The 19500-nt window shown below is 69.7% G+C and carries 13 protein-coding genes; 4 read left to right on the top strand and 9 right to left on the bottom strand.

The annotated features are described in order from the left end of the window. Positions 1–2 precede the first annotated feature (2 nt). The 8 genes from IQ210_RS05410 to IQ210_RS05375 form a co-directional block, all read right to left on the bottom strand. Complete coding sequence (locus IQ210_RS05410) at positions 3–1262, bottom strand: nucleotide sugar dehydrogenase (protein WP_194077589.1); 1260 nt, start codon at positions 1260–1262, stop codon at positions 3–5. Next, positions 1262–2032: a WecB/TagA/CpsF family glycosyltransferase gene (locus IQ210_RS05405; protein WP_194077579.1), complete on the bottom strand. Its 771-nt coding sequence runs from the start codon at positions 2030–2032 to the stop codon at positions 1262–1264. Before IQ210_RS05405 ends, IQ210_RS05410 begins: the two co-directional genes overlap by 1 nt. Beyond that, positions 2029–3195, bottom strand: a complete 1167-nt coding sequence (locus IQ210_RS05400; protein ID WP_194077576.1) for a hypothetical protein — start codon at positions 3193–3195, stop codon at positions 2029–2031. The genes IQ210_RS05405 and IQ210_RS05400 overlap by 4 nt, the downstream gene beginning before the upstream one ends. 281 nt (positions 3196–3476) lie before the next feature. After that, the gene (locus IQ210_RS05395; RefSeq protein ID WP_194077575.1) at positions 3477–4070 is read right to left on the bottom strand and encodes an acyltransferase; all 594 of its coding nucleotides are present in this window, start codon (positions 4068–4070) and stop codon (positions 3477–3479) included. Positions 4071–4198: 128 nt separating this feature from the next. Further along, on the bottom strand, positions 4199–5065 hold the full coding sequence (locus tag IQ210_RS05390) for an SDR family oxidoreductase (RefSeq protein ID WP_194077574.1): 867 nt from the start codon (positions 5063–5065) through the stop codon (positions 4199–4201). 39 nt (positions 5066–5104) lie between these two features. Then, complete coding sequence (locus IQ210_RS05385; RefSeq protein ID WP_194077573.1) at positions 5105–6595, bottom strand: family 43 glycosylhydrolase; 1491 nt, start codon at positions 6593–6595, stop codon at positions 5105–5107. Then, a complete protein-coding gene (locus IQ210_RS05380) occupies positions 6592–9870 on the bottom strand; it encodes a discoidin domain-containing protein (protein WP_194077572.1) in 3279 nt (1092 codons plus the stop codon). Before IQ210_RS05380 ends, IQ210_RS05385 begins: the two co-directional genes overlap by 4 nt. A 121-nt stretch (positions 9871–9991) precedes the next feature. Continuing rightward, positions 9992–11020: a LacI family DNA-binding transcriptional regulator gene (locus tag IQ210_RS05375; RefSeq protein WP_194077571.1), complete on the bottom strand. Its 1029-nt coding sequence runs from the start codon at positions 11018–11020 to the stop codon at positions 9992–9994. A 170-nt stretch (positions 11021–11190) separates the two neighbouring features. Here IQ210_RS05375 and IQ210_RS05370 point away from each other — a divergent pair, with 170 nt between their 5' ends. The 4 genes from IQ210_RS05370 (at position 11191) to IQ210_RS05355 (ending at position 16277) form a co-directional block, all read left to right on the top strand. Beyond that, positions 11191–12513 (top strand): ABC transporter substrate-binding protein, encoded by a 1323-nt coding sequence (locus tag IQ210_RS05370; RefSeq protein ID WP_194077569.1) that lies wholly within the window; start codon positions 11191–11193, stop codon positions 12511–12513. Between the two features lie 71 nt (positions 12514–12584). Next, positions 12585–13550 (top strand): carbohydrate ABC transporter permease, encoded by a 966-nt coding sequence (locus IQ210_RS05365; RefSeq protein WP_194077567.1) that lies wholly within the window; start codon positions 12585–12587, stop codon positions 13548–13550. A 14-nt stretch (positions 13551–13564) separates the two neighbouring features. Further along, positions 13565–14383, top strand: coding sequence for a carbohydrate ABC transporter permease (locus IQ210_RS05360; protein ID WP_194077565.1), 819 nt, complete (start codon positions 13565–13567; stop codon positions 14381–14383). Positions 14384–14387: 4 nt separating this feature from the next. Beyond that, complete coding sequence (locus IQ210_RS05355) at positions 14388–16277, top strand: glycoside hydrolase family 127 protein (protein ID WP_194077562.1); 1890 nt, start codon at positions 14388–14390, stop codon at positions 16275–16277. Here IQ210_RS05355 and IQ210_RS05350 read toward each other — a convergent pair. Further along, entirely contained in the window at positions 16274–19453 is a 3180-nt protein-coding gene (locus IQ210_RS05350; protein WP_194077560.1) for an RICIN domain-containing protein, read from the bottom strand. The two genes, IQ210_RS05355 and IQ210_RS05350, sit on opposite strands and share 4 nt — an antisense overlap. Positions 19454–19500 lie beyond the last annotated feature (47 nt).

The raw sequence follows: 19500 nt of genomic DNA, 5'->3' as shown, positions 1-19500 counted from the left end.
GTTCAGAGCACCTCGATCGTGGGTCCGGGGGTCAGGCGGCGACGGCAGTCGAGGACGAACGGGGCCTGTTCGGCGACGAGTTCGTAGTCGAAGCCGTCGTGGTCGGTGAGCAGGACCACCACGTCGGCGGCGGCCAGCTCCTCCGCGTCCGGTTCGACCCGGACCAGCCGGGCGTCCACCGGGAGGCTCTCGACGACATGCGGGTCGGCGGCTCGGACCTGGGCCCCCATGTCGAGGAGGAGTTGGGAGATGCGCAGGGCGGGCGACTCGCGGGCGTCACCGGTGTTCTTCTTGTAGGCCAGACCGAGCAGCAGGATGCGCGAGCCGTTGACGGATCTTCGTCTGGCGTTGAACAGGTCGGTGATGCGCCGGGTCACGTACTCCGGCATGTGGCTGTTGATGTCGTTGGCCAGCTCCACGAACCGGAAGCTCTGGCCGAGTTCGCGCTGCACCCGCCAGGACAGATAGGACGGGTCGATGGGCAGGCAGTGCCCGCCGACTCCCGGTCCCGGCGTGAACTTCATGAAGCCGAACGGCTTGCTGGACGCGGCCTCGATGGCCTGCCACACGTCGATGTCCAGATGGTGCGCGAACATCGCGATCTCGTTGACCAGCGCGATGTTCACATGCCGGAAGGTGTTCTCAAGGAGCTTGGCGAGCTCGGCCTCCTTCGGCGAGCTCACCGGCACGGTGGTGTCGACGAGTTGGGCGTAGAAGCCCTCGACCGCCTTCAGGGAGGCCTCGTTCACGCCGGAGACGACCTTCGGCGTCTCCTTGAAGCCCCACACCGTGTTGCCCGGGTCGATCCGCTCCGGGCTGTACCCCAGATGGAAGTCGGTGCCCGCGGCGAGGCCCGAACCCTCCTCCAGGAGCGGCGCGAACAGCTCCTGGGTGGTGCCGGGATAGGTGGTCGACTCCAGGATCACCGTGGCGCCGGGGCGCAGATAGCGGCCGAGGGTGACCGCCGACTCCTTGATGTACCGCAGGTCGGGGGTGCCCTCGTGCAGCGGGGTCGGCACCGTCACGACGGCGACGTCGAAACCGCCGCAGTCGCGGGCCGACTCGCTCGCGCGGTAGGTGCCGTTGTCCAGCGCCGCGCGGATGCGCTCGGAGGAGACGTCCTCCACGAAGGACTCACCGGCGGCAAGGCTCTTGATCCGGCGCGCGTCGACGTCGTACCCGATCACCTCGTGTCCGACCTCGGCGGCCCGGATGGCCAGCGGCAGTCCGACGTATCCCTGTCCCACCACGACGACACGCATCAGTGACTCCTGTTCGCGGGAGCGGTCGACGGGGTGAGCCGGAAACGCTCGCGCGCCGTCATGAGAAGGAAGGCAGCATTGGTGGTGAGGTAGCGCCGGCCCAGACGACGCGGCTCTTGCAGCACGCGGTAGAGCCATTCCAGGCCCCAGCGCTGCCAGGCGGCCGGGGCCCGCTTGGTGATCCCGGCCAGGATGTCGAAGGAGCCGCCGACGCCGTGCACCACACGGGCGCCGGTGCGTTCGCCGTACGCGGCGGTGAAGATCTCCTTCTTCGGCGAGGTCATGCCAAGGAAGAGCATCTGGGCGCCGCTCTCGGCGATCGCATCGGCGATCGCCGCCTGCTCGGAGTCGTCGAAGTAGCCGTTGCGCCGGCCGGCCACCTTCAGGCCGGGGAAACGTGCGGCCACCCGGCGCACCATCTCCTCCAGCACCTCCTCCTTGGCGCCGAGGAAGTACACCGACATGCCCGCCGTCTCCGCCTCGGCCAGCAGCCGCAGGAACAGGTCGATCCCCGCCACCCGCTCCGGCAGCGGGGCCTTCAGCACCCGCCCGGCCCAGACCACGGCCTGTCCGTCGGCGAGGACCAGATCGCAGCCGGACACCGCCGTGGCGAGCCGCTCGTCCCGCCGCATGTTGACCAGCTTCGCGGCGTTGACCACGCCGATCTCCAACTGCCTGCCGTCCCGCACCGCTTCGAGGCAGCGCTCGACGGTCTGGTCCATGGTCAACGGGTCCAGCTCGACCCCGAACAGCGTCTGACGCCCGCTCATATCCGGCCCCCCTGCCAGGCGTGGAGCATCCAGCCGAACTCGTACGGCCGGCACTCGCGGTCCACCGACAGCGGCCGGTACACCCGGTCCAGGGACGCGAGCCGCAGCCCGGGAAGGGCCCGGGTGGTCAGTCCCCGGACGGCACGGACGGCCTTCTTCGGATCACCCCGGTAGACCTTGCGCCAGGTCACACCGAGCTCGTCGAGGATCAACGGCTCGCGGACGTCCGGGTGTTCGGAGAACTCGGACACCTCCGTCATCCAGCGCAGACCCTTGCGGATCGCCGCGCCGAAGTCGCTGCCGCCCGCGTCGGTGAGATCGAACAGCGCGGTCGGCGCCATCGCGTGCTGGTGGACGCTGTAGACCGGGTAGCCCTCGATGACACCGCCGGTGCGCGCGTCGTAGTGCCACCACCACTGCCCGCCGTCACCCTGCAGTGCGCAGATCCGCTGCGCACAGGCCTCGGACGCGGCGAGCGCCTCGGCGTCCCCGTCGCCGCTCGCGTGCGCGAGGGCCAGGGCCTGGAGCGGATACGTCTGGTCGGCGAAGCAGCTGACATGCGCCCGGTACCAGGGCAGCAGCCCTGGCGCGGTCGCGTGCGGGAACAGCGGACCGGTGCCGATGCGGGCCTTCAGCAGCCGGTCACGCGCGGAGGTGAAACGTCTCTCCACATCGACCGTGTCACGGGCCGCCGCGTAGGCGGAGAGCACCCAGGCCGCCTCGACGGTGTACTGCGGCTTGTCGTACGCGTCCAGCGCCTCGACCCGCGCGAGCGCGTCGGACAGCTTCGGGTGCCCGGTCTCGGCGGCGGCCCAGGCGATGAGCGCCGCGTCCCCGAGGTTGGTCACCCCGGGCAGGGACTCCACGAGCAGGCCCGTGAACTCCTGGGCGGTGCGCCCGCCGAGCGCCGCCCGCTGCCGGTCCTCGGGCAGGAATCGCACGCCGAGCGCGGTGATGGCCGCGTACCGGGTGCTGGTCCCGCGCCGGTCCAGGGCCCAGGAACCGTCCGGTGCCCGTCGCCCGGCCATGGTGAAGGCGAAGGCCTCCTTGCCGGGCAGCAGCATCGCCGGCAGGCCCAACTCCGCCACGGTGAGCAGCCGTTGGGCGAGTGCGAGCAGCGACGGTTCCTCACGACCGAGCGCGGCCAGACGTGACATGGTCATCTTTGGGACACACCAACCCCCCTGTGGGCCCTGTTGTGGACAGACTGGTGAAACGTCGGGCCAAAATCGGCCTACGACGGAAGGCAGACGTCAGGCGCCGGAGCGGCTGTCACTCCTGGACGCGGACACAGGTGTCCCCACCACCCCGTAACCCCCCCTGGGCACTACTGGCTTGTGCGGTCATTGTGCATGGTCTGCACACTTCGCACACATGTTATGCCTGTAGATGTTCGAGGATTTGGCCTTTGAGGGAAACAGTTGGGAACGGCTGGAAACAGGAGTCATGCGCGCTCGACGAGTTCGCCGTCCTTCTCGTCGTACAGCGAGCCCGTCTCCGGGCACTCCCACGTGCCCGGTTCGCGCTCCGCCAGGCGTACGCCGGCCCGCCCGACCCAGCCGATCCGGCGCGCCGGCACACCCGCCACGAGTGCGAAGTCGGGGACGTCCTTGGTCACCACGGCCCCCGCCGCGACCAACGCCCAACGACCGATGTGGACCGGTGCGACACAGACCGAACGCGCCCCGATGGACGCCCCTTCGGCCACGGTGACTGCCACGGCCTCCCAGTCACCGCCGCGCTTCAGCTTCCCCTCGGTGTCCACGGAACGGGGGAAGTAGTCGTTGGTGAACACGGCCGCCGGGCCGACGAACACCCCGTCCGCGAGCACCGCCGGTTCGTACACCAACGCGTAGTTCTGCAGCTTGACGTTGTCGCCGATCCGTACGCCCGGGCCGACGTACGCGCCCCGGCCCACGATGCATCCGCCGCCCAGCCGGGCGTCCTCCCGGATCTGGGCCAGGTCCCAGACCGTCGTCCCGTCGCCGATCGTGGCCGTCTCGTCGACCTGGGCGGTGGGCTGGATTCTGACGTTCATCGGGCGGAACCCTTCTTCAAGTCGCACGGAGCGCTCATCATCGATCACCGATCGCGCTCTGGCTACGGGTTGAAGGGTTCCGTCGCGTCACGACGGCAGATCCGGCCATTTCCCGCCAGCGGCGGAGTTCAGCCCTCCGCCGACCGGACGACGTCCGCGAGAGTCGTGGCGGGCCGGCCGGTGAGGCGGGGCACGGCGTCGCCGACCCCGTCGAGTTCACCGGCCGCGATCGCCGTGTACGTCGACACCCAGGCGTCGAGCTGCCAGGGCGGGGCGCCGTAGGAGGCGCGGGAGGCGTACGCCTCCTCGACCGTCTCGGGGTGATAGGTGACCGCGCGGCCCCGGACCTCGGTGAGGATCGCCGCGGCCTCCGCCAGCGACAGGGACTCCGGACCCGTGAGGTCGTACACGGCACCGGCGTGGTCGTCCGGCCGGGCCAGGATCGCCGCGGCGGCCTCCGCGATGTCGTCCTGGGAGACGAACGCCGCCCGCCCGTCACCGGCCGGGCCCCGGATGACGCCGTCCTCGCCGACCAGGGCCGGCACGAAGTCGGCGTACATGTTGTCCCGCAGGAACGTGTACGCCAGCCCGGTCGTGCGGATGTGCTCCTCGGTGTGGAAGTGGTCGCGGGCCAGCGTGAACGTGGCGTCGGGGGCCGCGCCGAAGAAGGAGACGTAGACCAGGTGCCGTACTCCGGCCGCGACGGCGGCGTCCACGAACGCCTTGTGCTGTGCGAGCCGGTCCGCGCTCTCCGACGCCGACACCATGAACACGGTGCCGGCACCGTCGAGCCCGCGGACGACCGCGTCGTGATCGGCGTACTCGGCCCGGACCGCGGTGGCACCGGGGAGCGCGGGTGCCCGGTCCGGGCTGCGCACCAGGAGCCGCTGGGCCGTGCCCCGCTCGGCCAGGAGGCGGGCGACGCGCCCACCGAGGCGACCTGTGGCGCCGGTGACGACAACTGGCTGTTCCGGCGTGGTGGTCATGGCTGACATCACGTCCCTCGGTGAGCGCGTTCAGGAGTCCGCCCGAACCTACTCCCCGGACGGCGCGGCCAACGGGACGCCCAGGGCCACCGGTGTGCCGAAGTTCGGCGTGCCGTCCGCGTTCCAGGTGAACTTCTGCGCCCTGGTCGTCCGGTTCATGTCGCAGCCGCCGCTGGTGGAGTTGTTGGCGTGGTAGACGATCCAGTCCTCCGTTCCGTCCGGCGACTTGAAGAAGCCGTTGTGGCCGGGCCCGTACACGCCGTTGGCGTTGGACCGCTGGAACACCGGGTTCGGCGACTTCACCCAGGACGAGGAGCTGAGCGGGTCACCGCCGTTGTAGGTGAGCATGCCCAGCTTGTAGTCGGGCGTGGAGCAGTGGCTGGCCGAGTAGACGATGAACGTCTTCCCGTTGCGCTGGAGCACCTCCGCCCCCTCGTTGACCGCGCCGCCCACCGTCTCCCAGCTGTACGTCGGCGTGGACAGGACGCGCCGGGTGCCGCTCGCGGTCCACGGGTTGGACAGCGGACGGATGAACATCGGCTGCGAGCCGTTGTAGAAGGTGCCCAGCAGATACAGCTGCCCGTTGATCTGGAGGATGCTCGGGTCCAGCTCCCAGGTGTTGTCCTGCGTCGGGTCGAGCAGGTCGGCCTTGAAGCTGTAGGGGCCCATCGGGTCCAGGCCCGCGCTCTCCAGCACGTGGATGCGCTGGGTGCCGAGGTCGTACGGCTCCCGCCCGGCCGTGTAGTAGAAGTACCACCGCTTGCCGTTCGGCCCGTCCAGCAGATGGAATTCCGGCGCCCACATGGTGCCCGCCCCGTTGGGCCGGGTCAGGTTGAAGATCACCTGGTCGGTGGCGGTCGCGAGCCCGGCGAGGGTGCTCGACTTGCGCATGGTGATCGTGGAGTTCCAGGTGGTCGTGGCGAGGTAGTAGTAGCCGTCGTAGTACGTCAGCCAGGGGTCGGGGCCGTGCTGGGAGAGTGGGTTGGTGTACGTCTTCGCCGCGTCGCCGGTGAACGCGGGCAGCCGCCACACCCTGCCGTTCGTCGAACTGCACGGCAGCTGCACCAGGTTGGTGTTCGACGCCGACGAACCCCCGCTCGGCGTCGCGCACTTGCCCGAGCTGACGGCGACCAGGTTGAAGGTCCTGTCGGTGCCGCTCACCGAGACCGGCGCCAGCCGCCACTGCTGGTTGGTGCCGCCGTGGCAGGGCCACTGGATGATCGCGGCGTTGTCGGCGGTCGAGGCGCCGTACACGTCGACGCACTGGCCGGACTGGGTGGTGATCGTGTAGACGTCGGTCGTCCCGGAGACCGGCGTGAAGCCGAAGCTCTGGTTGGCGCCGGAACCGCAGGTGAAGGCGCGGAGCTGTGCCCCGGCCGTGGTCGAACCGCCGGGCAGGTCCAGGCAGTTGCCGCCGTTCTGGTTCACCCCGGTCGACGTGAACGCGACGGCGGCGGCAGCGGTCGGCGGCGCCACCAGGAAGGCGACCGCGAGCGTGAGCAGGGCGATGAGCGCGGAGAGACAGCGGGAACGGGTCACGGGCCGTACACCTTTGCTTCCAGGAGGCCGACGGAGTTCGAGCCGTTGCTGGTGAGCAGCACCCGTAGCCGGGTGGTGCTCGTCGCGGTGAACGTGACGCTGTTGTACTGGTTCTTGGTGAGCGAGTACGCGCTCGCGCCCGGGACGTCGACGTAGGAACTGCCGTTCCAGTACTGGAGTTTCCAGGCGGACGGCATGTCGATGCCCTGGTCGTCGTCGAAGAAGTAGACGTCGGCCTTGTTCAGCGTCCTGGCGGTCGGCCAGGTCAACTCCGCCCACTGCTGGCCCGTTTCCGGCCAGGTGCCCCAGCGCGGGTTGACGGTGTCGTTGGACGAGGGCGGATCGATGCCGTCGTTGATCGCGGTGACGGCCTCCCAGGGGGAGGTGTACGAGGCGGACGGCGTCGCGGACGTCGCCTGGTTGGCCGGTGGCTGCACCCCGCCCCGGTTGTAGATCTTCACCTCGGTCAGGCCCGTCTTGGCGCCGGAGGCGTTGGTGGCGAGGACCCGGACCCGCTGCGCGCTGATCGCCGGGAACTGCACCAGGTTGTAGTTGGCGCGCGGCACGGCCGGACTCTTGGTCTGGCTCGGCACGCTCACCCATGAACTGCCGTTGTAGTACTGGATGGTGTATGAGGAAGGGGCCCGGTAGGTGGTGCTCGCGGGGCGGCTGTCCTTGAAGTACAGGCGCACCTCGTTGAGTGTCCGGGCACTGCCGAGGTTCAGCTCGTACCAGTCCTGGCTGTTGGCGGAGCCGCCCGCACCCCAGAACGGTTCGTTGGTGGGATAGCCGTCGACCGCTCCGGCCGCGCTGCTGCCGGAGCCGGTGTAGGACGCGGACACGGTCGCGCCGGCGGCCAGGTCGGTCAGGTCGGCGGTCAGGTCGACGCCGGCCTTCGCGAGCATGTCGACCATGCGGGGACTGTCCTGCACGACCTGGTTGGGGGCCTTGAGGCCGGGCACCGCGATGTGGTGCGTGACCGTGCCGCTGGTGGTGACGTCACCCGTGGCCGGGTCCCAGGTCAGGGGGACCAGCGAGTTGACGGTGGCGACGCGGTTGCCGTTGACGTAGATCGAGTAGCCCTCGGGGATGCCCGGGTAGCGGACCACGCCGTCGGCCGGGTCGTCCCAGACGATCGACAGGTCGGCGCCCCGGTAGCGCAGGTTGTTGACGGTGAAGTGGTCCCAGCCGATGTTGATCGGGGAGAGCTCCACCTTGGCGTCGTTGCGCGGCCTGAGCCCCGCCACGTCCTCGATGACCGTCCAGTTGCTGCTGCCCAGGATGTTGTGGTGGATCCAGGAGCGGTAATCGATCGAGCTGCCGTTCCAGTCCGCCCAGAACTCGTTGGCGTCCGGCCACTGCGTGTTGCCGCCGATGTACTGCGCCCAGGTGTTCCAGTACAGGAGCTTCTTGTAGTCGGTCGCGCTCATCCAGGAGTTGGGGTAGTTGCGCAGCACCGAGGAGTACAGCCGGAACTGGACCGTGGAGTTGATGGTCGAGAAGTTGTTGGAGCCGGGGTTCCCGGCGTCGGCCGCCGCCTGCTTGTCGACCTGGTTGGCGGTGTAGAACGGGAACACCGGGTACTGCGCCGGGTCGTCGTACAGCCGCAACGCCTGCTTGTAGGTGTCGGTGTCGGGGATCGCGCCGACCGAGAACGGGTAGTAGTTGTTGATCTCCTTCCAAGGCACCCATTCGTTGGTCGACTTGAGCCGGTGCTCGAACAACTGCCGGTTCGGGTTCCACAGGACGTTGACGATGGCGTCCTTGATCTGTGTCGCCAGCGTGCGCATCTCCGTGGCCTTGGCGGTGTTGCCGGTCGCCTCGTAGGCCTGCGCGGCGGCGAGCGCGCCGCTGTACTGGTAGGCGGACTCGGCGCGGTCCATGGTGCCGGGTTTCCAGTGGAAGGAGACGGCGTCGGCGTCGTTGCCGGTCAGCGCGCCCCAGTCGTACTCGATGAGCTTGTTGTTGTCGTGGTCGTAGTAGGCGAGTTGGCCCTTCACATCGCCCTCGGCGTAGTGCGCCAGCTGGCCGGCGATGGCGGGTTGGCCGCCGTGGATCTGGTAGCTCCTCCAGGCCGCCTCGGCGATGTACTGGGTGTAGCTGTTGGACCAGTTCTCCGGATCGCCGGGGTTGTCGAGGAACCGGGCACCCTTGGACGTCTGGCCGACGCTCAGCCAGTCGCCGTACGCGTAGGCCGGGTTGCGCAGGTACTTGAGGTCGTCGATGTGCATCGGCTGGGTCAGCGCGATCGCGTTGTTGTAGCCGAGGGCGCCCTCGACGGAGGTCGGGAACTGGAAGGTCTGCCCCGGGATGTCCGCGTCGAGGTTGTTGAAGCGCATCAGCCACCAGCGGTAGTAGATGTTCTTCTTGATCGCCGGCTCGGGCACGTCGATGTAGGGCACGTTCTGCGCCCACCACAGGTTGTACGCCCGCACGTGGGTGGCGAACGCGGTCGCGGGGGAGTAGCCGGCGTAGGCGTTGTACTCGGTGAGCGACGCGGGGATCTCGTTGGTGACGAAGCCCATCACCACCTTGGTCGTCACGGTCGCTCCGGCCGCGATGGTCACGGACCGGTTCAGGCCGCCGTTGGTGACCGAGAAGCCGTCGCCGGTGAGCCGGGGGCGGAGGGTGGTGAGGTTGTTGTACGCGTTCACCTGGCCGGTCAGCTCGCTGCCGCTGCCGGTCGTGGCGTACGGCGAAGTGGCCCGGAGTTGCAGGGTGGTCGAGCTGCTGCCGTTGTTCTTGATCGCCAGGTTGGTGACCGCCACGTTGTTGTCGGTGATGAACTTGGTCTGCTCGACCGAGATGATGCCGCTGGTGTGGACGCTCTTCCAGTGGCTGGGCGTCTGCCGCCGCTGGGCGACCTGTTCGGTGAAGGTGCCCGGGGAGATCGCCACCGTGTAGGCGTTGTTGTCGTTGACGCTCTCCGAGTAGGCGACATGGCCGCCGAAGCCGAGCACCGCCGGGTCATGGGTCTTCATGAACAACGCCCGCCCACGGCTCATCAACCAGCTGCCGGCCGGGTCGTTGCCGGTGCGGGCGAGCAGACGGTCCATCCAGAAGTCGGTGCCCGAGCTCTCGGCGTCGTAGATCGCGCGCATCATGTCGCCCGGCGTCTGCGCGACCGGCGGCGCGGGGATCGCGGGGCCGCTGAAGGTGGGGAAACCGATGGTCTGCGCGGCCTGCGCCGCCGGCGTCGCGGTGAGGACGGAACCGATCAGGAGGGCCAGGACCACCAGGAGGCGCTGTAAGCCGGACTCTGTTCGTCTTCGCATCGGGCTCCCCTTTGCTGAAACGACGGCTCTGAAACGAACCTAAAAGGTTTTCGCAACGTAGGAGCGAGCTGATGGGGTGTCAAGGGCGGTGGATGGGAGGTGAGTTCGCGCAGCGGGCGATTCACGACAGGTGGGCCGTGGACCCCCGGATCACCACCCGGCAGGGCAGCGCCTCCACCGCCGGGCGCGGGGCGCCGGCGATCGCGCCGAACAGGGCCTTCGCCGCGGCCCGCCCCACCTGCTCCAGATTCATGTCCACGCTGGTGAGCAGTGGCCGGCAACCGGACGTCATCACCTGCCAGTTGTCGAAGCCCATGACCGCCACGTCCTCCGGCACCCGCAGTCCGCGTTCGCGCAGCACGTCCACCGCGCCCCGGGCGATCTGGTCGTTGCCGCACAGCACGGCGTCGACCTCGGGGTGCTGGTCGAGCAGCAGCGTGACCGCGGCCCGCCCCCACCCCTCCGACCAGTCCCCGAACCGGGGTTCGCCGACCAGGGAGAGCCCGTCGTCGGCGAGCGCGGCCCGCGCCCCCGTGACCCGGTCGTGCGCCGCCGCGTACCCGGGGTCGCCGGTGATGTGCGCGATCCGCGTCCGGCCGCAGGCCAGCAGATGCTCCACCGCGATCCGCCCGGCGTCCACGTTGTCCGGCACGATCGACAGATCCTCCGGATCGTCCGACGGCGCGTAGGCGTACACGACCGGCACCCCCAGGCCCCGGCCCAGCGACGGCCGCGGATCGGTCCGGCTGCCCACCACGATCAGACCGTCTACCCGGCGCCCCAACAGGGCCCGCACATGGTGCTGTTCACGGATCGCGTCACCGCGGGCGTCACACAGGAACACCGCCACCTCGCCCGCGCCGAACGCGTCCTCGGCGCCCATGAGGATCGGGATGCTGAACCGGCCCTCCAGGTCGCTGGTGAGCAGCCCGACCGTGCCGGTCCGCCCCGCGAGCAGGCCCCGGGCCAGCTGGTTGGGGCGGAACGACAGCCGCTCGGCCGCCTCGATCACCCGCTGCCGGGTCTCGGCGCGCACCTGGCTGCGCCCGTTGAGGGCCTTGGAGGCGGTGGCGACGGACACGCCTGCCAGCCGGGCGACGTCGGAGAGCGTGGCGGTGTGCGAGCGGGCCGGGCCGGGGGCAGGTGTCATGAGGGTCTCCTGTCTCACGTCGCGTCCCTAAACCGTACGCGACAACTTTCGGTGCACACCTGAAACTCTGTTCCTGCGCGGGGGATTGACGGGCTTTCAGCTCGGCTCTAGCTTGACGAAAGCCTTTTCGGCCTGTTTCTTCCCGGTGCGTGTCACGGAGGGAGATCGTCATGGGGAGCCCGACTGGATCGCACGGGCCCGTTCGCCGCCTCGTCACCACGGCCGTCGCGTTGCTGGCCACGGCCGGCCTGCTGACCGCCTGCGGGTCGGGGGAGGACGGCAAGGACGACGGGGGAGGGGGCGGCGGCTCCGCCGCGAACGCGAACGGCGTCGACGACGGGTCCACGCTCACCATGTGGACCCGGGCGGCGACCCGTCCGCAGAGCGAGGCGCTGGTCAAGGCATACAACGACAGCCACAAGAACAAGGTCGAACTCACCGTCATCCCCACCGACGACTACCAGGCCAAGGTCGGCGCCGCGGCCGGCTCCCGCGACCTGCCGGACCTGTTCGCCTCGGACGTCGTGTTCGTGCCGAACTACACCTCCAGCGGGCTCTTCGCCGACCTCACCGACCGTATCGACGGCCTCCCCTTCGCCGACAAGCTGGCCCAGTCGCACATCAAGGCCGGTACGTACGAGGGCAAGAAGTACGTCGTCCCGCACACCCTCGATCTGTCGGTGCTGTTCTACAACAAGGACCTGTACCGCAAGGCGGAACTCGACCCCGAGAAGCCGCCCACCACCCTCGCCGAGTGGGACCGGCAGGCGCGGGCCGTGGACGCGCTCGGCGGGGACGTCAACGGCACCTTCTTCGGCGGCAATTGCGGCGGCTGCGGGGTCTTCACCTGGTGGCCGTCCATCTGGGCCGCGGGCGAGGACGTACTGAACAAGGACGGCACCGCGGCGACCCTCGACTCGCCCACCGCGCGGAAGGTCTACGACACCTACCGACGCTGGGTCGACGACGACATCGTCGCCCCCGGCGCCCGCGACGAGACCGGCGCGACCTGGACCGGCGTCTTCCCCAAGGGCAAGGTCGGCGTGATGCCCATGCCGTCCACCACCCTCGGCCTGATGCCCAAGGACCTCGACCTCGGGGTGGCGCCGATCCCCGGACCGGACGGCGGCAAGGCAACCTTCGTCGGCGGGGACTCCATCGGCATCGCCGCCACCAGCAAGAAGACCGACCAGGCCTGGAACTTCCTCGCCTGGTCCGTGGGCGACAAGGCCCAGGTCGACGTGGTCGCCGCGCACAAGGACGTGGTGGCGCGCACCGACCTCGCGTCCAACAAGTACTCCGACGCCGACCCGCGCCTGGTCACCATCAACCAGCTCGTGTCCGACGGACACACACCGTACGCCCTGAAGTTCGGCCAGACCTTCAACGACCCCAACGGGCCCTGGCTGACGCTGATGCGCGACGCCGTCTTCGGCGACGGGGCGAACGTGAAGAAGGACAACGAGGCGGTCAGCGCGTCACTCGCCGACTGAGCGCCGCTGACGGGCTTGCCGACCGAACTGCCCAGCTGGGCACACCAGACGGGCTTACCGAAAGGAGAGCCATGCAGGTGAAGGCGCCCGACCGCACGGCCGCCGCACACCGGGCCGGGCCGGAGGACCGCCCGGCCCGCCGACCTCGTACGACCGGACCCCTGTGGCGCTCCCGCACGCTCCAGGGGATCGGATACGCGGCCCCGACCGCCGTGTACGTAGCCGTCTTCTTCGTCCTGCCGTTGCTGCTGGTCGGTCAGATGTCCCTGAGCGACTGGCCGTTGATAGCGGGCGACCAGGGCCGCAACGCCCCCGAGAACTTCACCGATGTCACCGACAGCACGCTGTTCTGGCCTGCCGTCCGCTTCACGCTCCTCTACACCGCGATCGTCACGGTCGTACTCCTCGGACTCGCGCTCCTGCTGGCCCTGTTGGTGCAGGAGTCGCGCCCGGGCGCCGGGTTCTTCCGCACGGTCTACTTCCTGCCCGGCGCCCTCGGACTGGCCTCCGCGTCCCTGCTCTTCTGGGGCCTCTACAGCCCCACCACCGGCCCGCTCAGCCGCACCCTCGAAAAGCTCGGCCTGGTCGACGACCCGGTGTCCTTCCTCGGCACGCCGACCTCCGCCCTGCTCTCCACGGTGTTCCTGGTCGTCTGGAAGTTCGCCGGCTTCTACATGCTGATCCTGCTGGTCGGCCTGCAACGCGTCCCGCACGAGCTGTACGAGGCCGCCCGCATGGACGGAGCGAGCCGGGGCCAGATCTTCCGCGGCATCACGCTGCCGCTCCTCCGCCCCTCCCTGGCGCTGTCGTTGCTGCTGTGCGTGACCGGATCGCTGCTCGCCTTCGACCAGTTCTTCGTCCTCACCAAGGGCGGACCGGACAACAGCACCGTCACCGTCGTGCAGTTGATCTACCGCGAGGCGTTCCAGCGGCTGAACCTCGGCACCGCGGCGGCCCTGTCCATCCTCGTCCTGGCCGCGCTGCTCCTGCTCAACGTCCTCCAGTTCCGCGGACTTCACCGCGCCGACGAGTCATGAGGAGGGACTCCAGCATGCGCACCACGCTCGGCCGCACCCCCTATCACGTCGTCGCGGGTGGCCTGGCCGTCATCTTCCTGTTCCCCTTGCTGTGGAACACCTGGGCCTCGGTCAGCGAACAGCCCGGCACTGCCCAGGACTCCGGCTACGGTCTCGGCAACTACCGCACCCTGCTGGACTACGACGCCGGCCTGTGGCGGTACCTCCTCAACAGCACCGTCGTCTCGGGCCTCACCGTAGCCCTGACCCTCGGCGTCTCCCTCCTCGGCGGCTACGCCTTCGCCCGCTTCCGGTTCCCCGGCAGGAACGCCCTGTTCCTGCTGACGCTGGCCATCCTCATGGTCCCGTACGCCACCCTCCTCATCCCGCTCTACGTGCTGCTGGGGCGGCTGCACCTGCAGAACTCGCTGATCGGGCTGAGCCTCGTCCTCGCCATGTTCCAACTCCCCTTCGCCACCTTCATGATGCGGATCTCCTTCGAGGCGGTCCCGCGCGAACTGGAGGAGTCGGCGCTCGTCGACGGCTGCGGCACGGCGGGCGCGCTCCGCCGGGTCCTGCTCCCGGCGGTACGGCCGGGGCTGATCACGGTCGGGCTGTTCGCCTTCCTCGCCGCGTGGAACGACTTCATCGCGCCCCTGATCCTCATCTCCGACAGCGAGAAGGCGCCCCTGCCCCTCGCCGTCGCCAACCTGCGGCAACAGAGCATGGGCGCCGTCGACTACGGGGCCACCGAGGCGGGCGTGGTGGTCCTCGCCGTGCCCTGTCTCCTCGTGTTCCTGCTCCTGCAACGGCACTACGTACGAGGGTTCATGTCGGGTGCGCTGAAGGGATGATGGGGTGAAGGAGAACACCACGGCGTCATCGGTACTGCCGGTGGCACCGACCCGGGGACGCCTGCGGCCGCTCGGCCTCGGCGAGGTCAGGATCAGCGGCGGCTTCTGGGCCCGGCGCCGGCACGTGAACGCCACCGCCACCCTCGACCACTGCCGAGACTGGGAGGAACGCGTCGGCTGGACCGGCAACTTCAAGGCCGCCGTCGAGGGTCGCATCCAACACGACCGGCGGGGACGGGAGTTCGCCGACTCCGACGTCTACAAGCTGCTGGAGGCGATGGCCTGGGAGCGCGGGCACCCCGCTGACCCGGCCCTCGAGGACACCATCGCCGCGGCCCAGGAACCCGACGGCTACCTGAACACCGCCTACGGCCGCCCCGGTCAGCAGCCCCGCTACAGCGACCTCGAATGGGGCCACGAGCTGTACTGCTACGGCCACTTGATCCAGGCGGGCGTGGCCCAGGCCCGCGCCCGCGGCGAGGCCGAACTGGCGAAGACCGCCCGCCGGGCCGCCGACCACGTCTGCGCGATGTTCGGCAAGGGCGGCATCGAGAGCGTCTGCGGACACCCGGTGATCGAGACGGCCCTGGTCGAACTCGCCCGGCTGACGGGGGAGCAGCGCTACCTGGACCAGGCGGCCCTGTTCATCGCCCGTCGCGGCCAAGGCACCCTGGCGGATGGCGAGTTCGGCCGCGCCTACTACCAGGACGACATCCCCGTACGCGACGCGACGGTCCTGCGCGGCCACGCCGTACGCGCCCTCTACCTCGCCTCGGGAGCCGTCGACGTAGCCGTGGAGAACGGGGACGAGGAACTGCTCGCGGCGGTCGTACGCCAGTGGGAGAGCACCGTCGCCCGCCGCACGTATCTCACGGGAGGCATGGGCTCGCACCACCGCGACGAGTCCTTCGGCGACGACTTCGTCCTCCCGCCCGACCGCGCCTACTCGGAGACCTGCGCCGGTGTCGCCTCCGTGATGCTCAGCTGGCGCCTGCTCCTCGCCACCGGCGAGCCCCGCTTCGCCGACCTCGCCGAGCGCACCCTCTTCAACGTCGTCGCCGCCTCCCCGTCCGAGGACGGCCGTTCCTTCTTCTACGCCAACACCCTCCACCGACGGCGCCGCGGCACCGTCCCGCCGCCGGACACGGACAGCCCGCGCGCCGAATCGAGCCTGCGCGCACCCTGGTTCGCGGTGTCCTGCTGCCCGACCAACGTGGCGCGCACGCTCGCGGTGCTGCCCGCGTACCTGGCGACGACGGACGGCTCCGGCATCCAACTGCACCAGTACGCCGACGCGGAGATCACCACAGGCGGCATCGCGCTCCGCGTCATCACCGACTACCCGTACGACGGACGGGTGACGATCCGGATCGACCGCGCGCCCGCCCACCCCTGGACCCTCTCGCTGCGAGTCCCCGCGTGGGCACAGGGCACGGAGACCTGGCTGACCGCCCCGGACGGGAGCCGACGGGCCGTCGCGCCGGGCACGGCCGAAGTGACTCGTGTCTTCCGCCCCGGCGACGAGGTCCGGCTCGAACTCCCCGTCTTGGCCCGCTGGTTGACCCCCGATCCGCGCATCGACGCGATCCGGGGCACGGTCGCCGTCCAACGCGGCCCGCTGGTGTACTGCGCCGAGTCCACGGACCTCCCGGGCGAGCAAGAGGTCGACGCGATACGGGTGGACCCGTCGGCCGCCCCGGAGGACGGCGAGGACGGGTCCGTGGCGGTCGCCGGCGAGATCACCGCGCAGCCCGACGCGCCCTGGCCGTACCACCCACTCGACGGCGCCCGGGCGACCGGCGGTGACCCCACCCGCATCGTGCTGGTCCCGTACCACTCCTGGGCGAACCGCGGACCTTCGACGATGCGGGTGTGGCTGCCGACGCTCGACTAGCCGCGCCGCACGAGTTCGATCCGGTACGTCGTCGTCCGCGTCCCGTCCTCACTGGTCACGGTGGCGAGCGCGACGTACCGGTGCCCCTCCCGGACCCGCTCGACCGTCACGCGCGCATAGGGATCGCGGGCGGTCACGGTCACAGCGGCCCGGGCGGGATCGTCCGTCACCACTCGGTAGTCGGTCGTGCCGGGATCGAAGGAGGCGACCGGCACCCCGCCGACCTTCACGGACGTGGCGGCGGCGTCCGAGGAGACGCCGGGAGCCTTGGCGTACACCTCGACCTCGCTCATCGTGATGTAGCCGCCGGAGCGGGCGGTCATCACCAGCCGCACCCCGGTGGCCGGACCGGCCCGGAGTGGCACCTCGACCACCGGAGTGCCCTCGCTCCCCACGGCGATCTCTTCGCTCGCGTCGCTCCACGTCCCGTCTGCCGCGCCACGCACCTGAGCCTTGAGGCTCGCCGGGAACGAGATGTTGGCTCCGTCCTTGTAGAAGTGCGCCACGACCCGGTCCAGGTCGCGTGCCGCGGGCAGCGTGAAAGTGATCGTGTCGGACGGGTTCTTGGTGCCCGACCTCCAGTTGGACCAGGCCTTGTCGGTGGTGTCGCCGTTGCGCAGCCGTTCGGGTGAGTAGCCGCTCTCGGTGTAGGTGGCCGAGACATCGGCGTCGGGTGCGATGTCGACCCGCGTCGGCTCGGTGACCTGTACGCGCACGGTGGCGGCCGCGGTACTGCCGTCCACGATGTGTGCGGTGCCGTGGAGAGTGACGACGCCGGTCGCGTCGTACGCCCCTTCGGACGCCGGGTCCCAGTCCACCGGGAGATCGGTCCGCCCGCCGTGGGTTCCGACACCGACGACGGTGTCCGGCAGTGTGGGGCTGCCGCCGACGTAGGTCTTGGCGCGTCCGGGAAGGGTGGCGGCGATGGTGTCGACGGTGACGACCGCCTTGGCGGGGATCTCGCGGCCGAGCGGGTCGGTGGCGGTACCGCTCACCCGTACGGTGCCGGGATGCCGCCAGGCCCGCTCGGAGGGTACGTCCCACACCACCGGGAGCGATCCACGGCTGCCGTCCCGGTACACGGGCGTCACAGTCTCCGGAAGCACCGGCGCAAGCCCCGGCACGGTGAAGACCTTCGCCTTGTCAGTGCGCAGCACGGTTTCGTCTGTCACGTTCCACCGTTGGTTCGCCGCCGAAGTCGGCGTGTACGTCGACACCTTGGCGCCGTCCGCCGTCGACTGCCCGGTGACGTCGAGGAGTCGGCCGGTGGCGGCGTTGACGAAGGTCCAGGTGCCGTCGCCGGTGGTCGACATGATCCACTGCGCGGCGGCGTCGTCTTCGGACGGCTCCTCCAGGACGGCCTGGTTGTCGCGTACGGCGAGTTGCTTTCCGTTGGTGGGGCTGGTGAGGGCGTAGCGCGTGCGGTTGCCGGTGCCGGGCGTCAACTTCTCGGCGGACCAGAGCTGTTGGGCACTGCCTGCGTCGGTGGTACGGAGCACGACCCCGCTGCCGTCGTCCGCCGGGGTGAGCGACTTGCCGCTCTGGGCGCCCTGGAGCCGGTAGACGTGGTCCGGCTGCACGAGTGCCGCGTCCTTGGCGACACCGCTGACGCCTCCGATCAGGAAGGAGGTGACGGACTTGGCGGGAACGGTGAGGGTGGCGGAGCGCTCGGTGACACGGACGGGGTCGCCTTCGACGAGGGCGCCGTCGGCGCTGGTCACGACGGGCGTGACGGTGGCTCCGGGCTTCACCTTGCCGAATCGGGAGAGATCGAGGGTCACGGAGCGGGCGGTCGTACCGCTGTTGACGTGCACGACGGTCGCGGAGCGGCCGGAGGCCGCGACGGCGGCGACACTCGACGTGTCGTCGACCTTGACGAAGTGGTCGCCGGGCCGGATGTAGTGCGTGAAGTTTCGGATCGTGTGGAACTTGGAGTTGGCCTTGATCGGGCAGGTCTCCAGGGTGTCGTCGGCGGTGCAGTTGAACGGGACGTGGATGCTGCCCCAGTTCTTCCCGGCGGCGGCCTGCGGGACGGAGTCCTCGATCGGCTGCCAGAACACCCAGGCGGAGGGCTCCAGTTCACGCATGTCGTCGACCATGCGGGTGGCGATGCCGAGCCCCGGCTCCATGCCGGTGAAGTCGGTACCGGTGCCCCAGGTGCCCTCGACCTCACTCATCCAGAGGGGTTTGTCCGAGCCTTTGGCGATGTCACGGGCGCTGGTGCGCTGGCCGGTGCCGTACGTGTGCACGTTGAGCTGGTCGACGGCGGCGCGGGCGTCGGCACCGTAGGCGTTCCAATTGGTGGTGAAGATACCGGGGTTGGTCTCGTCCATGGCGGACACGCGGGCGTCGGTGGTCGCCCCTTGCAGGGTCTTGTCGAGCGCGAGGACGACCTTCTGCTGGAGTCCGGGCCCGGCGTGGGCCCCTTCCTGCCGACCCCCGGTGGGCTGTCCGTCGGCACCCAACTGGGTGCCCCAGTAGGAGGTGTTGGGTTCGTTGAGCGGGTCGATGGTGTCGAAGTCGATCCCGTGCTCCTGCTCGATCCGCTCGGCGACGCGCACGAGGTAGGTGGCGAAGTCGTCGACGGTGTCGGTGCGGATCTGGTCGGCACTGGAGTTGAATCCGCCGGAGACGTAGCCGCTCACCGTCTGGAACCAGGGCGGCGAGTTGCTGAACGCCTCCCACGTGGTGACCTTGTCCTTGATCTGGTCCACCCACCAGCGCTGATTCGCGTCGGCGTCCCAGTCCCAGTGCTCGGGATCATCCGGGTTCCACCAGTCCATGTCCTTCTGGGTGATCCCCTCGGGCGCCTTCCAGAAGCCCTCCATCGTCGCGCCGGCCTTCATGTAGTCCTTGCGGACGTCCGGGGCGTTGCCGCCGCCGATGTTGTAGCGCGCGATGTTGAGGTTCAGCCCGTCCTCACCGAACAGCATGTCGACGAGCCGTCTTCGGATGGGCTCCGGGTAGCCGCCGGTGGCGTTGGCGAACCAGACGAGGCTGGTGCCCCAGCCCTCGAACTTCTGTTGCTGGTAGGAGGGGTCGATGTGGACGGTCACCGAGGGGAGGGGCGCGGTCTCGGCTGTGGCGGGGGTGGGGGTGGCGAGGAGGGCTGTGGCGAGTGCGAGAGGGATCGTGGGGGCCAGCGCTCGGACGGTGCGGCGTCGACGCGGGGGCATGGAACTCCCTTCCGGGGCAAGGGACACGAGGCACGGGGAGACACAGA

The organism is Streptomyces justiciae (assembly GCF_015163075.1).
Lineage (GTDB): Bacteria > Actinomycetota > Actinomycetes > Streptomycetales > Streptomycetaceae > Streptomyces > Streptomyces justiciae.
Note: the sequence above shows the minus strand (reverse complement) of the source record. Positions and strands in the feature narration are given on the sequence as shown.

Coding starts and splice junctions, on each gene's coding strand:
- IQ210_RS05410 (WP_194077589.1), bottom strand. CDS start 1,262: ATGCGTGTCGTCGTGGTGGGACAGGGATACGTCGGACTGCCGCTGGCC.
- IQ210_RS05405 (WP_194077579.1), bottom strand. CDS start 2,032: ATGAGCGGGCGTCAGACGCTGTTCGGGGTCGAGCTGGACCCGTTGACC.
- IQ210_RS05400 (WP_194077576.1), bottom strand. CDS start 3,195: ATGACCATGTCACGTCTGGCCGCGCTCGGTCGTGAGGAACCGTCGCTG.
- IQ210_RS05395 (WP_194077575.1), bottom strand. CDS start 4,070: ATGAACGTCAGAATCCAGCCCACCGCCCAGGTCGACGAGACGGCCACG.
- IQ210_RS05390 (WP_194077574.1), bottom strand. CDS start 5,065: ATGTCAGCCATGACCACCACGCCGGAACAGCCAGTTGTCGTCACCGGC.
- IQ210_RS05380 (WP_194077572.1), bottom strand. CDS start 9,870: ATGCGAAGACGAACAGAGTCCGGCTTACAGCGCCTCCTGGTGGTCCTG.
- IQ210_RS05375 (WP_194077571.1), bottom strand. CDS start 11,020: ATGACACCTGCCCCCGGCCCGGCCCGCTCGCACACCGCCACGCTCTCC.
- IQ210_RS05370 (WP_194077569.1), top strand. CDS start 11,191: ATGGGGAGCCCGACTGGATCGCACGGGCCCGTTCGCCGCCTCGTCACC.
- IQ210_RS05365 (WP_194077567.1), top strand. CDS start 12,585: ATGCAGGTGAAGGCGCCCGACCGCACGGCCGCCGCACACCGGGCCGGG.
- IQ210_RS05360 (WP_194077565.1), top strand. CDS start 13,565: ATGCGCACCACGCTCGGCCGCACCCCCTATCACGTCGTCGCGGGTGGC.
- IQ210_RS05350 (WP_194077560.1), bottom strand. CDS start 19,453: ATGCCCCCGCGTCGACGCCGCACCGTCCGAGCGCTGGCCCCCACGATC.